The organism is Streptomyces sp. NPDC006529, from assembly GCF_040611795.1.
Lineage (GTDB): Bacteria > Actinomycetota > Actinomycetes > Streptomycetales > Streptomycetaceae > Streptomyces.
This window is the reverse complement of the sequence record NZ_JBEXPB010000009.1, coordinates 151,400-166,023: the sequence shown is the minus strand read 5'-3', so window position 1 is coordinate 166,023 and position 14,624 is coordinate 151,400. Positions and strand designations below refer to the sequence as shown.

General features: G+C 71.8%; 13 protein-coding genes and 1 pseudogene. 9 read left to right on the top strand and 5 right to left on the bottom strand.

Translation table 11 applies throughout. From position 1 onward, the window contains the following. Nucleotides 1–43: 43 nt before the first annotated feature. The 5 genes and pseudogenes from ABZY31_RS10435 (at nt 44) to ABZY31_RS10415 (ending at nt 3,698) form a co-directional block, all read left to right on the top strand. Nucleotides 44–256 carry a hypothetical protein gene (locus ABZY31_RS10435; protein ID WP_356407189.1) on the top strand — a complete coding sequence of 71 codons (213 nt, stop codon included), beginning with the start codon at nt 44–46 and terminating at the stop codon, nt 254–256. Nucleotides 257–1,424: 1,168 nt separating this feature from the next. Beyond that, nucleotides 1,425–1,604 (top strand): hypothetical protein, encoded by a 180-nt coding sequence (locus tag ABZY31_RS10430; RefSeq protein WP_356407186.1) that lies wholly within the window; start codon nt 1,425–1,427, stop codon nt 1,602–1,604. Between the two features lie 91 nt (nt 1,605–1,695). Then, nucleotides 1,696–2,067, top strand: a pseudogene (locus tag ABZY31_RS10425) (transposase); the annotation flags it as partial. A 293-nt stretch (nt 2,068–2,360) separates the two neighbouring features. Then, the gene (locus ABZY31_RS10420) at nt 2,361–3,194 is read left to right on the top strand and encodes a class II glutamine amidotransferase (RefSeq protein ID WP_356407183.1); all 834 of its coding nucleotides are present in this window, start codon (nt 2,361–2,363) and stop codon (nt 3,192–3,194) included. A gap of 90 nt (nt 3,195–3,284) precedes the next feature. Continuing rightward, nucleotides 3,285–3,698, top strand: a complete 414-nt coding sequence (locus ABZY31_RS10415; RefSeq protein ID WP_356407180.1) for an SHOCT domain-containing protein — start codon at nt 3,285–3,287, stop codon at nt 3,696–3,698. Between the two features lie 17 nt (nt 3,699–3,715). Here the strand turns inward: ABZY31_RS10415 and ABZY31_RS10410 are convergent, their stop codons facing one another. Beyond that, nucleotides 3,716–4,567, bottom strand: a complete 852-nt coding sequence (locus ABZY31_RS10410) for a YhjD/YihY/BrkB family envelope integrity protein (protein WP_356407178.1) — start codon at nt 4,565–4,567, stop codon at nt 3,716–3,718. A gap of 161 nt (nt 4,568–4,728) precedes the next feature. Between ABZY31_RS10410 and ABZY31_RS10405 the strand changes: the two genes are divergently transcribed. The 4 genes from ABZY31_RS10405 (at nt 4,729) to ABZY31_RS10390 (ending at nt 9,005) form a co-directional block, all read left to right on the top strand. Then, nucleotides 4,729–5,982, top strand: coding sequence for a DUF2254 family protein (locus tag ABZY31_RS10405; protein ID WP_356407175.1), 1,254 nt, complete (start codon nt 4,729–4,731; stop codon nt 5,980–5,982). A 189-nt stretch (nt 5,983–6,171) separates the two neighbouring features. Continuing rightward, nucleotides 6,172–6,846: a GAP family protein gene (locus tag ABZY31_RS10400; protein ID WP_356407172.1), complete on the top strand. Its 675-nt coding sequence runs from the start codon at nt 6,172–6,174 to the stop codon at nt 6,844–6,846. Nucleotides 6,847–7,042: 196 nt separating this feature from the next. Then, nucleotides 7,043–7,609, top strand: a complete 567-nt coding sequence (locus ABZY31_RS10395; RefSeq protein WP_356407169.1) for an ion channel — start codon at nt 7,043–7,045, stop codon at nt 7,607–7,609. Between the two features lie 139 nt (nt 7,610–7,748). Continuing rightward, nucleotides 7,749–9,005, top strand: a complete 1,257-nt coding sequence (locus tag ABZY31_RS10390) for a chloride channel protein (protein ID WP_356407166.1) — start codon at nt 7,749–7,751, stop codon at nt 9,003–9,005. A 166-nt stretch (nt 9,006–9,171) separates the two neighbouring features. Here the strand turns inward: ABZY31_RS10390 and ABZY31_RS10385 are convergent, their stop codons facing one another. The 4 genes from ABZY31_RS10385 to ABZY31_RS10370 all read right to left on the bottom strand — a co-directional run bounded on the left by ABZY31_RS10385 (nt 9,172) and on the right by ABZY31_RS10370 (nt 14,604). Further along, a complete protein-coding gene (locus ABZY31_RS10385) occupies nt 9,172–9,597 on the bottom strand; it encodes an NUDIX hydrolase (RefSeq protein ID WP_356407163.1) in 426 nt (141 codons plus the stop codon). Beyond that, entirely contained in the window at nt 9,594–9,839 is a 246-nt protein-coding gene (locus tag ABZY31_RS10380) for a hypothetical protein (RefSeq protein WP_356407160.1), read from the bottom strand. The genes ABZY31_RS10385 and ABZY31_RS10380 overlap by 4 nt, the downstream gene beginning before the upstream one ends. A gap of 72 nt (nt 9,840–9,911) precedes the next feature. Beyond that, a complete protein-coding gene (locus tag ABZY31_RS10375; RefSeq protein WP_356407157.1) occupies nt 9,912–12,119 on the bottom strand; it encodes a PQQ-binding-like beta-propeller repeat protein in 2,208 nt (735 codons plus the stop codon). Between the two features lie 109 nt (nt 12,120–12,228). Continuing rightward, nucleotides 12,229–14,604, bottom strand: a complete 2,376-nt coding sequence (locus ABZY31_RS10370) for a PQQ-binding-like beta-propeller repeat protein (protein WP_356407154.1) — start codon at nt 14,602–14,604, stop codon at nt 12,229–12,231. Between the last annotated feature and the right edge of the window lie 20 nt (nt 14,605–14,624).

The window sequence follows — 14,624 nt, the reverse complement described above, 5'->3', positions numbered from 1 at the left end:
CATCAGAAGACGCAGACGGGGTCGCACATGGCACAATGCGTGTATGACACATGATGGTAAATCCGGTACCCGTTCCATAGCCATCGGGTTGGCCGTGGGTATGTCGCTCGGCGTTGCCGTAGGGCTCCTGCTCGGGCTTTTCGTCTTCGACAACATCGGCATGGGCTTGGGCCTCGGTATCGGGATCGGCAGTGCCGCCGGGATCGGCCCCGCGGTTCGCCGTGCCCACAGCGCACCCTCGCGGGGTGAGAGCTGATGCTTGCCGGCGCTCACCTTCTGACCCGCATGAGAAGTAGTGTCAGTTTCAGACATCGAAAGGATGCGCCATGCGCTCCAGGGTGGCCGTCGCCGCCATAGCGTTAGCTGTCTCTTCGTTCGCCATGAGCCCGGCATCAGCGACGGAGGGCAGCTGGTCCAAGGCCTACGGAAGCGCATTGGTCACGGGGAATCATCATACGGAACGTGAACTTCCGCTCTCTGTGCTTACCGCGCTCGTGATCAAGGGCGAGCTGAAGAACACTGGTAACGAGTGCTATTCCCTCTGGGCGAAGCTCGACATCGGCAGTGCGCCGGCCGCGAGGGACGCCACCCAGTGCGGTCCGGGCACGACGGCTTTCAGTCTGCGCTCGGTGCCGAGCATGAGTCCTAACGGAACACTCTTCCTCTGCAGGGGCGAGGGAACCCAGGATTGCGGTCCGCAGTTCTCGGCGCGAGAGTTCCCCGTCAGCGCGCTCCCGATGCGCTGACGAAGGCCGGACCTGCTGTGTCAGCCTACGCCGGAGGCTAGTGGTCCTGGCTGGGGTGACAGAGAGCCTGCTCTGGCCCCAAGGTCATGTCGGCATCCGGCCGCCCACCTGGAGAGCACGCGACGCTTCCTGTGCAGGGCGTTCCCTTGAGATAAGGCACGCGAAGGGCGCGATCATCCATGCTGGCCAGCGGTCCGAGAAGGTGCCGCTGATCTGTCGGCGCTCCGGCCTCGCGTACGGGACGAGGCTGCCACGGGATGCGAAGGCGGGGCGCGTCACGCAAATTCGTCTGCAGAAAAAGAGAAGGCCCAGGCCGCCGGCCTGGGCCTTTTCTCGAGAGCGGATGACGGGAATCGAACCCGCGCTAAAGCATCACGCCCCGCGCCCAGCCCGAAACGGAAGGGCCCCGGACCTCCGGGGTGCGGGGCTCTGCTGCGGCGAGCTGTCGGGCGGCCGCCTGAGGGGGACATCAGTGCGCCTCAGCGTATGCGACCAGCACCCGGGTGCCGAGGGCCGTCGGCATGGCCCGGGTGGTGGGATGACCAGCTGCGCGGCGTCCTCGGCGGCGACATCCTCGCCGAACTGGTGCGGGTGCGGACTGGTCGGTGATGGCCCGCCAGCTCGTCGCTTCCAGCAGGACGGATTCGACCTCGGCACGTAACGCCGCAGATGGGCCGCATGACCGCCACAGTCCACCAGGCCGTCGTGGCCGACGCGGCCCACACGAAGGCGGAGGGCACCGACCAGTGGGCCGATCTGCTGAAGGCGACGATGCCGCCGGGCCTGCTGCGTGACGCGATCCTGGCCTCCCCGGCCTGGCCGAACGTCGCGGCCGCGATGGCCCAGCTCGACGCCTAAAACATCGGACGAAGCGACCTCTTACTGATCGTTTCAGAATGAGTTGAGTTGCGGGCTCGTGCTGGGTGATCTTGCCGGCAGGGTGTCCAGAGTGCGTGCTGATCTTGTTCGTGACGACCTGTGGGAGCGGGTGGCCCCGCTGCTGCCGCCTGCGCCCGAACGCCGCCGCCGCTACCCCGGGCGGCTGCGAGTTCCCGGCCGGGCGGCACTGGCCGGTGTCATGTACGTGCTGCGGACTGGTGTCGCGTGGCGCGATGTCCCGGCAGAGACCGTGGGCTGCTCCGGAGTGACGGCCTGGCGTCGGCTGCGGGACTGGACCGAGGCCGGCGTCTGGCCACGCCTGCACGCCGCCCTGCTGGCCGAGCTTCGCCGGGCCGACCTGCTGGACCTGGACGACTGCTCCGTGATCGCATGTCCGGGCTCTCAAGGGGGGGATCACGTCGGCCCCTCGCCCGTCGACCGGCGCGTCATCACAATCGGGCCCCGCAGGGTGTGTCCTACCACCACACCACCGGAACGGGTACAGGCCCATGGGCGCCGGCTCGCCGCCGGCGTGCTGCTCCTCCTCGCCCTCGCGTCCGCCCTGGGGTGCCACCCCACGGTGCTCACGGTCCTGCCTGCGTGGCGATCATCGGAGAGGGCCAGGAGAATGAAGGGACTGCCGACGACCGCGCAGGCAACGAGGCTGAGCGGGGACCCCGAGCCGGACATACCGTCCGTGGCAACGGGTGGCAGTGGGAACTCAGGTGATCGCAGATGTGCCGATGGCTCGCGTACTCGGGGACCCCCATGCTGCTCGACACCATCCTGTACAAACCGGCCCACTCGCTGATCGATCAGAGCCTGCACTCCAAGCTCGGTGTGGAAACGACGAACGGCGACGGCTTCGGCATCGGCTGGTACACGCAGGACAACGATTCTCCGGCGCTCCTGCGGGACGTCGGCCCCGCCTGGAACAACCGCAACCTGCGGGAGATGGCCGACCATGTCCGCTCCCCGCTGTTCTTCGCCCACATCCGTGCGTCGACCGGCACGGCGGTGCAGCAGTCGAACTGCCACCCGTTCCGTCACGGCCGGTGGATGTTCATGCACAACGGCGCCATCGCCGGCTTCCACCTCCTGCGCCGGGACCTCACCCTGCTCGTCGACCCCGCCCTGTACGCCGACATCGAGGGAACCACGGACTCCGAGGTGATGTTCTTCCTGGCCCTCACCTTCGGTCTGGAACAGGACCCGCCGACCGCCGTGGCCAGGATGGCGGGAGTGGTGGAGCGCGCGGCCGGCGATCACGGGGTCGAGGCCCCGCTCCAGATGACGCTCGCCATCACCGACGGCGAGCGCCTGTGGGCCTTCCGTTACTCCAGCGGGCACACGTCCCGGTCGCTGTTCTACAGCAGCCGGGTGGACGCGCTGCGCAGACTGCACCCCGATGTCGCGTTCCTGCGGGACGTCTCGGAGGAGACCCGCCTCGTCGTCTCCGAACCCCTGGGCGACCTGCCCGGCGCGTGGAACGAAGTACCGGAGAGCAGCTACGGCGTGGTGCAGCCCGGGGCGGACGAGCTGTATCCCTTCGCTCCGCAACCGGCGTGACCCGGCGACCGGTGCGCACGGGCCGGTGACGGCCCGGGTCCGTCGAAATTCTTCAGACCAGGCACGACCCCCACCGACAGGAGACCGGCTATGAACGGCGCGATGCTCGATCTGGCAGTGGACTACCCGCTCCTGAACATGTTCTGGACCATGATGCTGTGCTTCCTCTGGGTGCTGTGGTTCATGCTCCTCTTCCGCGTCGTCGGCGACATCTTCCGGGACGACGAAATGAACGGCTGGGGAAAGGCGGGATGGACCGCCTTCGTCATCCTGCTGCCCTACCTGGGCGTGTTCGTGTACCTGATCGCGCGGGGCCGGGGCATGGGCGAACGCGAGCTGAAGAGGGCCCGGCAGCACGAGCAGGCGTTCCGCTCCTACGTGCAGGAGAGTGCCGGCGTCAGGAGCGCCGCCGACGAGCTGTCCCGGCTGGCGGAGCTCAAGGACCGCGGCGACCTCACGGCAGCCGAGTACGAGCACGCCAAGACCAAGGTCCTCGTCTCGTGAGCAGTAGGCGCGCAACGTCACAGGGTCGAGGGATCCGCAGGCGTGCGGAGCCAGCGCGCGGGGAGCGGTTCGTGGGCCACCACGTACCCCACGGCGATGGCGAGGGTGACGACGACGAAGAACATGATGAGCCAGGACAGCAGGACGAACACCGAACCCAGGCTGCCGAACTGCTGCATGCTGCGGTCGACGGCATGGGGCATGTACACCCTCGACGCGATCGTCAGCAGTTGCTCCCCGACGCCGGCCATAGCCGCACCCGGCAGCAGCGGCAGCCAGGGGATGCGGGCGCCGAGCAGCAGGTGCTGCGTCCACCACCACAGCAGTGTTCCGCTGACCGCGGCGAGGGTGAACCCGGTGGCGCGGCCGGTGCCGAAGGCCGTCTGCACCAGCCCCTGGAACAGCAGGGCGACCAGCCAGACGGCGAGCCAGGCCAGCCACCGCCAGGCGGCGACCCGGGCCTTGGACTTGGGCAGGTGCCAGGAGCGCTCGCACGTCTTCTGCAGGGCGCGGCTGCATGCGGTCGCCGACAGCAGCGTCACCACGACTCCCACCCCGCCCGTGCTCGCGGCAGCGGTGAGATCGTCGGCTGCGTACACCGAACGCACCTGGTCCAGCGCGGCGTCATGGAGCCCCAACGTCGTCCGGATGGACGAGACGAGATGATCCTGGAGCCAGTCGGGAGCGAGCGCCGCGATGACGAAGACGGCCGGAACCGCGCCGAGAAAGGCCTGGGCGGCCAGCCTGGTCGCGCAATCCAGGACCCTCACGGCTCCGAACTGCTCAAGGAGCCGGCTCAGGAGCGGGGTGTGCTTGCGCATCCAGCGGGGGACGGTGCGCAGGCGGGGTCCCGCCTCCGGTCCAGGCACGGTGAGACTCCTCGGGGCGCGGTGTCCGGCCGCCACGACGGCCCTTCCCCGAGAACAATGACGGAATTGCCCGTATCCGGCATTTCGCCACCCGGTCTCACCGCTCCCGTGATTGCATCGTGAACCGGCGTTGCATCCGCAGGGACCGTTGAGGAGGCTGGATGACCGGCTCGACCGGTGTTCCCGCACGCTCCGGAGCCGCCGCACGGCGTCAGCGGGGTGCGCTGTTCCCCCGGCCCGCGCGCGCCGTGCGCAGGGACCTGTCCCAGCTCCTCTGCGCGGTCGTCGGACTGGCGCTGGGGCTGCTGGTCCCGATGCTGTCGGTGGGTCCGCAGGTGGAAGCCGGACGCGTGACGACCCTCCTGTTCAGCATCGGGTTCGGTGTCATCGGCCTGGTGAGCATCATCTACTCGATGCTCTTCCTGGTCGTGCAGTTCTCCGCCGGCACCTTCACCCCCCGCCTCGGCCTCTTCCGGGACGAGCCCATCGTCTGGCGCGCGTTCGCCTTCACCGTCGGGGTGTTCGTCTTCAGCATCACCGCGGGGCTGGCGATCGGCACGAGGAAGAACGCCTCGGCCCTCGTCCCCTTCCTTGCCATGCTGCTCACACTGGTCGCGCTCGCCTTCATGCGGACGCTCCAGATGAGGGCGTTCAGCTCCATCCAGCTCGCCCATTCGCTGACCGCGATCGCCACCCGCGCGCACCAGCTGTTCGATGCGCTGTACGTACGGCCGTACGATCCGGGCAGGGCCCCCGCGGTACCTCCGGCGACGATCGGCGGCACCACCGTCCGCTGGTCGGGACCGGCGGCGGTGGTCCAGCAGATGGACGTGGGCGCACTGGCCGACATGGCGAAGGCACGCCACTGCTCCATCGCCTTCCGCGTCGCCCCGGGACTCACCGTGTCGCCGGGCACGGTGCTCGCCGAAGTGTCGGGTGGTGCCCTCTCCGAACAGATGCTGCGGGATTCCATGGTGACGGGCGTGGAGCGCACCTTCGACCAGGACCCGCAGCTGCCGTTCCGGCTGCTGGTCGACATCGCGCTACGGGCCCTCTCCCCAGCCGTCAACGACCCGGCCACGGCGGTGGACTGCATGGACCGCCTGGAAGACCTGCTGGCACGCCTCGCCGGCCGGGACCTGGACATCGGGTACTTCCCGGACGAGGAAGGCGAGTTGCGGGTGTCGGTCCCGGTGCCCGACTGGGATCAATACGTCCGAACGGCCGTCGACGACCTCGTCTTCGCCGCGGTCTCCTCCCCGATGGCACTGCGCGGCATGCGCACGCTGCTGACCAGGCTGGTGGAACGGAGTCCGGGCGACCGTCACGGAGTCCTGCGGGACCGGCTGGAGTGGGTCCAACGCACGGGGTGCGACACCTATCCGTTGATCTGGGCAGCCCCTGACGCCGTATAGGCGCCCGGTACGGAACGGGCCCCGCCCGGGAGCCGGTCACGAGTCGCTCGCGGCTCCGGTGCGGGCCGTCCGCATGCGAGGGCGAAACCCCACGTTTTGCGTCGGCCACAGGGGCGCGCAACGATGGACCGACGAGCCTCGCCGCCGCTATGCCCGCCGCGAGGTCCTTGCGATTCGGGGTGCGTGGCCATGGTGCTCGACCTGTTCGTCATCGGCCTGGTCATCACGCTCTACCCGCTGCCCATCACGGCGTTCGTACTGGTGCTCGCCGCGCCCGGGGGCGTGCGCAAGGGACTGGTCTTCATCACCGCCTGGCTCGCCTGCCTCGTCGTCGTGATCGCCATCGTGCTCCTGCTCACGGGCGGGGAGCCGCCCGAGCCCCGTTCGCCGCCTTCCACCGCCGCACTGGCGGCCAAGCTGGCCATCGGCACCGGGCTGGTCCTGTACGGCGAGCACCGGCGCCGCCGACGGCGCATCGCAGCTGCCACCCCGTCATCTGCGGGGTCGGATTCCGCCGGGACGTCGCTGACATCCCGGATGGACCCGGTCTCCGGCTGGTCGGCGGCCACGCTCGCCGTGCTCCTTCAGCCCTGGGGCATGGTCGGTGCCGGAGCCGCCACGGTCATCGAGGCGGACCTCTCCCATCGTGGTGCGTACCTGGCTCTGCTGGCCTTCTGCGTACTCGCGACGTCCAGCCTCCTGGCCATGGAGCTGTACATGGTGTTCGCGCCCGAAAAGGCCGCGCTCGCGCTGACGGACCTCCGTGCGTGGCTGTCAAGACGCAAGGACCAGGCCATTGTGATCGCCTGCCTCCTCCTCGGACTGTGGCTCGTGAGCCGGAGCCTCTACGACCTCACGCGCTGAGCCGGAGGCCCGGAGCGCCCAGGAGTCCAGAAGTGCGGGTCGATCGCACGGGTGCTGCAATGGCGGGAGGACCCTGCCCGCCAAGGGAGGCGCGGGAGTCGCCCAGTGGCGTGCGAGGAGTAGTCATGAGTGACGAGTTCGAGGACACGGGGCAGGCCGATACCGGGCCGATCGGCGATCCGGGAGGCCGGTGAGAGTGGCAGGCCGCCCACGGCTGCTGCCTGAGCCGCGCCGTTGGTCCGTCCGCCTGCTGGCCGGGCACCTGCTCCGCGCAGCCGCCTCGGTGGTCCTCCTCACGGCGCTGTACTACCTGGCCCCGCTGGACAGCGGGTTCGGCGTCCTGACCGTCGTACTGCTCGTGTGCGGCCTGGCCCTCTTCGGCGGCCTGATCGCCTGGCAGATCGCTGCCATCACCCATGCGGAGCATCCGCGGCTGCGCGCCATCGAAGCCCTGGCCACCGCGGTACCGCTCTTCCTCGTGCTGTTCTCCGCGTCGTACTTCCTGCTCTCGCAGGAGCTGCCGCGATCGTTCGCGGAACCGTTGAACCGGACCGACGCGCTGTACTTCACGGTCACCGTGTTCGCGACCGTGGGCTTCGGAGACATCGCACCCGTCAGCCAGACCGCCCGTGCGCTGACCACCGTACAGATGGCCATCGATCTGATCGTGGTGGGAGTGATCGCCAAGGTCCTCTTCGGCGCCGTCAGGATCGGGGTGGGCAGGCGAGGGGAGGTGCCGCGGGCTCCGCAGGACGAGTCATGACCGGCCCGGCCCGACAGCCGCCCCGCCCCGGCCCTCCCGCCGCGGCCCAGGAAGGAGGAAGCCCATGACGGAGGCGCGTGCACGATCCGACGCACCGGTCAGCGGGACGCAACCGCAGGAGGCTGACGTCCTACGGCACATGCTCCGCAACCCCGGCTACCTCAAGACGCTCGCCTTCTGCGCCCTCATCGGCATTCCGGTGTCGCTCGCGGCCTACTGGTTCCTCGTCATGCTGCACGAACTGGAACACGTGCTGTGGGCAGACCTTCCCCACGCCATGGGCCTGGACGCTCCACCTTGGTGGTGGCCGTTCCCCTTGCTGCTCGTCGCCGGAACCGTGGTCGGCCTGGTCGCCACGCACCTGCCCGGCGGGGGCGGCCACGTCCCCGCCTCCGGACTGCACACCGGGGGCTCGTCGTCGGCCGCCCTGCCCGGCGTGCTCCTCGCGGCGGTGGCCAGTCTGCCGTTCGGCGCCGTGCTGGGACCGGAGGCCCCGCTGATCGCCCTGGGCGGCGGCCTGGCCCTCGTGTTCCGGGACCTCGCGAAGGCACCGGCGACCCCCCAGAGCGTCGCCCTCCTGGGCGCGGCCGGAGCGGCGGCCGCCATATCGGCGATCTTCGGCAACCCGCTCATCGCCGCGGTGCTCCTCATCGAGGTCGCGGGGGTGGGCGGGCCGCAGCTGTTCGCGGTCATGCTCCCCGCCCTGCTCTCCAGCGGGGTCGGATCCCTGGTGTTCACCGGACTCGGCCGCTGGGTGGGGCTGGAGACGGGCGAACTCTCCCTGAAGCTGTCGACCCCGCTGCCCCGCCTGGACGTGGCGGACGTGCTCTGGGCGCTGGCGCTGGCCGTGGCCCTCGCCGTGGTCCTGCACCCGCTGCTGGCCGGAGCCCGGCTGATCGCCTCGTACGTCACGGCGAGGCCGCTGGTACGGACCGTCCTGTGCGCGCTGGGCGCCGCGGCCTGCGCCGATCTCTACTCGCTGATCACCGGCCGCTCACCCGTGCAGGTCGTTTCGTCCGGTCAGTCCACCCTCGCCGCACTGGCTTCCGACCCGCACGCGTGGGGAGTTGGCGCACTGCTCGCCGTCCTGCTGTTCAAAGGCGCCGCCTACGCACTGTGCCTGGGCAGTCTGCGAGGCGGCCCCGTGTTCCCGGCGCTCTTCCTCGGTGCTGCGGTCGGCGTCCTGCTCTCGCCCCTGCCGGGCCTGGGCGTCGTACCGGCGATGGCGGCGGGCATGGCGGCAGCTTCCGCCGTCACCCTGCGGCTGCCGGTGAGCAGCGTGGTGCTCGTGGTCCTCCTCCTCGGCAGCGCCGCCATGATGCCCGTCGTGATCCTGGCGGCCGTGGTCGCCTTCGTCATCGCCGAGCTGCTGCCTGCCGGACCCGCGGCGTCCTGACCCGTCTTCCGCCCCCGGGGCACGGCCCACCGGTCGCGTCGGACGATCCGGGCGCGGGCGCGAGCCGTCCCGACTGGAAGACCGTCGCCGAGTCCACCGCGCAGTTCAATGCCGCTCAGAAGGACGCGAACAAGTCGGCGGCCGACAAGGTGAACCGACCCCGTGATCAAGTTCGCAGGGCCGCGTCCAGGTATCGCTGGACCGGCTCGAAGAGTCCGTACGGGACGTATTGCGGGAGCTCAGACAGGGTCACCCAGGCGACCTCGGCGACTTCATCAGGGTCGGCCGCGTGCGCGGTGCCGGCGACCATCTCGCAGGCCGTGTACGAAACGTGCCGACCGGTGATCGGATGGACCCGCTCGCCCAGCGAAGCAGCGGGGATCACGTCCAGTCCGGTCTCCTCCTTGGTCTCGCGGACGGCGGCTTCCTCGCAGGACTCGCCCAGTTCGACCTTGCCCGCGGGGAACTGCCAGGAGAGTCGGCCCTCTGCGATTCGTCGCCGTACGAGCAGTACTCGATCCTCATGAACCACGACGGCCCCGGCGATCCGGAACTCGGTTTGCGCATCGCCGTTCAGGGATGTCCCGTTCATCCCTCGAAGAGCATTTCTTCCATCGCGGCCGGCGCCGCTGCCTCCTGCTGTGCACGCTCGAACTCGAGCTGCCACGCTCGCGCTTCGGCGTAGGCGACGTGGACCATGCTGCCCGGGCACAGCACCAGTGCCCGGGGTTCGGTCTTGTGGTCCTTGACCGATCCGTACCCGATGCGTTTGGTGGGCAGTAGGGCGTGCGGAACGGAGCAGGACGGGCATGGAGCCTTCGGGAGGGTCGCCATGTCCACCAGGATGACCCAAACAGCCCCGGCGCGGGAGGGAGCGCATGGAGCGCTCGGAGGCCGCGGATGCTCTCAGTCGAGGGGGACGGCTGCCAAGCGGTCGGTGGTCTGGGGGTAGAGGCGGGTGCCGCGCTGGACGATCATGGTGGGGCCGTCGGGCATGTTCACGGCGCCCGCGGAGAGGGTCCACGCGACGCGGCGGGTGGCGACGTCCACCGCGACGACTGCCTGGCCCGCGCCGCCGACCGCCGCGTAGAGCTCGCCGCGGAACGGGGCGGGAGCCGCCAGCATGGAGACGTACGCACCCGGGTCGTGGGTCCACACCTTCTTGCCGGTCGACTCGTCGAAGGCCTGGAGCGCCCCGTCCGCGACGTACACCGTGCCGTTCACGCAGACGGGCGCGCTCAGCAGCTTGGTCCCCTCCGGCTCCAGCTTCCAGGCGACCGCGCCCGTCACCAGGTCCACCGCGGTGATCCGCTCCTCGAAGTCGAAGACGTGGCGCTCCGAGGCGACCGGGGGATTGATGCCGCCCGACTGGTGGGGTGACGTCGCCTCCTGGTCGGTGCGGACCCGGCAGGCCCACAGCACGGGGCCGTCGCGCAGGTCGACGGCGAAGACGCGCGCGGGGTCCGAGCAGATCAGCCGGCCGCCGGAGAGGACGGCCGACATCATGAGCGAACCGTCCGCGTTCAGGACGGCGCCCTCGACCCGGGTGCGCCAGCGCAGTTTCCGGGCGCCCGGATCGTAGGAGAGCAGCCAGGCCTCCTCCTGCTGCCGCTGGTCGTCGGAGCGGAAGTACGCCTTCAGGTACAGGCATTGGGCGTCCGCGGCGAGCAGCTGGGTGGTGTGGGCGAGGCCGCCCAGCACGGCCGGGTCGGCCGCGTCGGCGGGGAGGCGGCCGGTGCGCGGGTCCAGGTATCCCGCGCTCGCGATGCCCTCGTCGTCGAAGACGAGGCCCGCGAGGCGGTCTCCCGCCACGACGACACCGACCGTGGCGGTCCGGGTCTCCCACAGGATCCGGCCGTCGGCCGTCGAGATGCCGCGCAGGACGTCGCTCGTGTGGATCAGCACCTCGTCGGACGCGACGGCCGGGGCGGCGGAGAACGGGGACGGGACCGACCACAGCGGCGCTGGTGGGGTGCCGGGCGGGCGGGACCTGCGGCCGGGGCCGGGCGACGCCGTACGGTTCCCCGAGCCCGAGCCCGAGCCCGAGCCCGAGCCCGAGCCCGAGCCCGAACCGGAGCGGGAACCCGAGCCCGGGAGGTTCCCGGTGGCCCAGAGCGCCGAGGCGCCCCCCACGGCGGTGAGCGCGGCGGCCGCCGTGCCCGCGATCAGGGTGCGCCGGGAGAGGGCTCGGCGCGGGGCCGGAGCGCGCAGCGGGGCGGTGGCGACGGTGGCGACCTCCCCGATCCGGCGGGACAGGTCGGAGAGCAGCGCCTGCGGCAGCAGCTCAGCGAACTCCCCGGGGTCGAACGGCCCCCACTCGTCCCGCAGCCGGCCGGGGGCGGGCCGGTCACCCGGCTCCGGTGCCAGGCAGGCGGTGAGCGTCTCGCGCAGCCCGTCCGGCAGACCCGTCAGGTCGGGGTCGGCGCCGTCCCGCAGCAGTTCGAGGGTGCTCTGCCTGCCGCGGGCTTCGTAGGGGCCGTGACCGGTCGAGGCGAACACCAGGACCGCCGCCAGGGCGAAGACGTCGCCTTCCGGGCCGGGCGGCCCGCCGCGCGCCTGCTCCGGTGACATGTACGCCGGGGTGCCCGCGAGCCCCGCGGCCTCCGTGAGGCGGGGGCTGCCCGGGGCCTGGGCGAGCCCGAAGTCGATGAGGCGCGGGCCCTGCGCGGTGACCAGTACGTTCGACGGTTTGACGTCGCGGTGGACGAGACCGGCACGGTGCAGGGCGGCGAGGGCGGCGGCGAGCGCCGAGCCGAGTCCGCGGACGACCGGTTCGGGCAGTGGCCCCGCGGCTGCCACCGCCTCGGTCAGCGACGGCCCGATGAGGTACCCCGTGGCCAGCCAGGGTCGCGCGGTGTCGGGGTCGGCGCCGAGGAAGGGCGCGGTGTGCTCCCTTCCGAGGGCCCGGGAGGCTTCGGCCTCCAGGGCCAGCCGCTGACGGTAGCCGGGCTCGTCGCGCAGGTCGGACCGGACGGTCTTGACCGCGGCGAGCCGGCCACCGGCGGTACGGGCCAGGAAGACGGTCCCCATGCCGCCGCCGCCCAGCCGGCCCAGGAGGGTGTACTCCCCGAGCCGTTCGGGATCGTCGGGCAGCAGGGGCAGGAGCGTGGACATGACCGGTGGACTCCTTCGGGGCGGTCGAACCTGGGCGTGCTGCGTGCTGCGTGCTGTCTGCTGTGTGCCGCGTGCCGGCATGTGCAGCTGCGGGGGAGAGGGCGCGGGGTCAGTCCGCCGGGAGGGCGACGACGGCGGACGGCCGGGCGACGAGCAGGGTCCCGGGGACCGCGGCGAGCTGGAACGGTTCCCGGGCTTCCACGCCCGCGAGCCCGGTCTGCCACATCCGTTTGCCCGAGGGGAGCCCGGTCGCGGTGACCTGGTGCAGGGTGGCGAGGTAGAGGGTGCGCCCGGAGGTGCTCGCGGTCATGCTCCCGAGCATGTTCCACTCCAGGTTCTCGTCGAGCGACTGCTCCCACCGCGTGCGGCCGGTGTCCGGGTCGACGGCGACGACGGGGCCCGTGCCGTCGTCGCACAGGTACAGGGTGCCGTCGCGGAAGAGGGGCGGGGCGTTGGTCCCGGCGACCACCGCCTGCGACTCCCACAGCCGGGTGCCGGTCCTCAGGTCGTAGGCGTGGGCGCGACCGCGGGAGAGCAGGAACAGGCGTCCGCCACCGGCCGGGTCCACCACGGACGCCGGGCCGGCGTGCACGTCGGGATAGGAGCGGTTCCAGAGCATGCGTCCGCCGCTCCGCTCGAAGCCCGCGGTCGAGTGGGTCCGGACGGCCGTGACGTCCCGGAACGCCTGCCGGGGGACCTGCACCTCCACGACGACCGTCTCGGGGCCGACGGTGGCGGTGAGTTGCGCGTCGGCGAAGCCGCCCGGCAGCGGGGTGCGCCACGCCTCCTTGCGCTGGTCCAGGTCGAAGGCCGCCAGCAGGTATCCGCCCGTCGGATTCCCGTCCCCCACGAGCAGCCACGCGGTGGCGCCGTCCGCGGCGAGCACCCTCGCGAGCCGATCGTTGCGCTGGAGCCACTGGGTACGGCCGTCACGCATCGAGCAGAGCGACAGCCCTTCGCGCGTGGCCGTCAGGAAGCGGTCGCCGGACACGGCGACGGGTGGGGTGCTGGCGCTCGTGGGCAGCTGCCACACCTCCTTGCCGGTGCGCAGATCGTGCCCGTACAGCGCGTCGCCACGCGTCATCAGGCAACGGTCGGCGCTGCTCACCGGCAGGAGCCGGGTCCGGGCCGTCGGGTCGTCCAGGCGCCACAGAGCGGCGGGCGGCATGCCGGGCACGCGGGAGCCCGTAGCGGAGGCGCCGGCCGCCGCGGACGGCCCGGTGCGGTCGTCCGCGCGCGTCAGCGCGGACCAGGCGAGGGTCCCGGAGACGCCCAGGGCCGCGCCCGCCGCACCGGTCAGCAGGCCGGACAGCACCCGGCGGCGGGTGGGCGGGGTCTGCCCACCCGGGGTGGTCGGGCCCGGGGCCGGTACGGGGGCCAGGGGCGTCGCCGCCCGGGTGGCGGAGTGCGGGGGCTCGTGCGCATCGGCGTCCGCCGGGGACCGGTCGTCCGCATGACCACCCCCGGCACTCGCCCCTTCTCCGTCCGCATCCGCGTCGGCGATCTCCAGGTCGGCGATCGCCTGCGTGCGCACGGCCAGTGCGGCGACGACCCGGCCGGGCAGCGGGTCCCGCGTACGCTGCGCGTCGTGCCCTTCGGGGGCCAGCGTCCGGGACAGCTCTGCCGCGGTGGGGCGGTCCGCCGGGGAGGGGGACAGCGCCGCGGTCACCGCCTCGCCCAACTCTCCCGGTAAGTCGCTGAGTTCGGGCCGGTCGTGGAGGGCGCGGTAGGCCAGCACGGGCGGCGGGCCGTCCCCGAAGGGGAGCCGGCCGGTGGCCGTGTGGAGCAGCAGCACCCCCAGGGAGTACACGTCGGCGGCGGGGGAGGAGGGCCGGCCCGCGGCCACTTCCGGGGCCATGAAGGCGGCGGGCACGGTCGACACCCGGCTGAACGGTTCGGGCCGCCCAGGGCCTGCCTCGGGCCGTGCCCCCTGGCCCTGTTCGTGCCTCTGCCCCTGTCCCTGGCCCGGTTCGTGAGGCGAGGGACGGGACGGCGTGCGGCAGGCGTGCAGCGCCATCAGCAGCGGGCGGCCCGTGGTGAGCCAGACGCCGTCGGGCGCCACCGCGGCGTAGCTGACGCCCCGGGCGTGCAGGGCGGCCAGGGTGTCGGCGATCTCCGCCGCGAGCAGCACCGACTGCTCCAGGGGCAGAATTCCGGACTCCGCTCCGGCCCGCTGCCCCACGTCGGAAAGGGACACGGCCGGGGTGTGGACGAGAGCCACCCATGCGGGTTCGGTCCCGGTGTCCAGGTCCAGTACGGCCGGCACTCCCGCCACGGGCCCGCGGCTCAGCGCCTCGGCCGCCCGGTACGCGGACGGGGGCAGCAGGCACACCACGGCGTGCCCGTGGCTCCGGTCGCGGCCGACGTACATGCCGCCCCGGGGCGGCGCCGGCCGGGGGCCGGGCCAACGGGCCAGCAGCCGGTACCGCCCGGCCCACTGCGGATCCCCGGGACCGGGGCCCTCCCCCAGACGTCCGCCCCCCATGCGTTACCCCCCACCTCGTG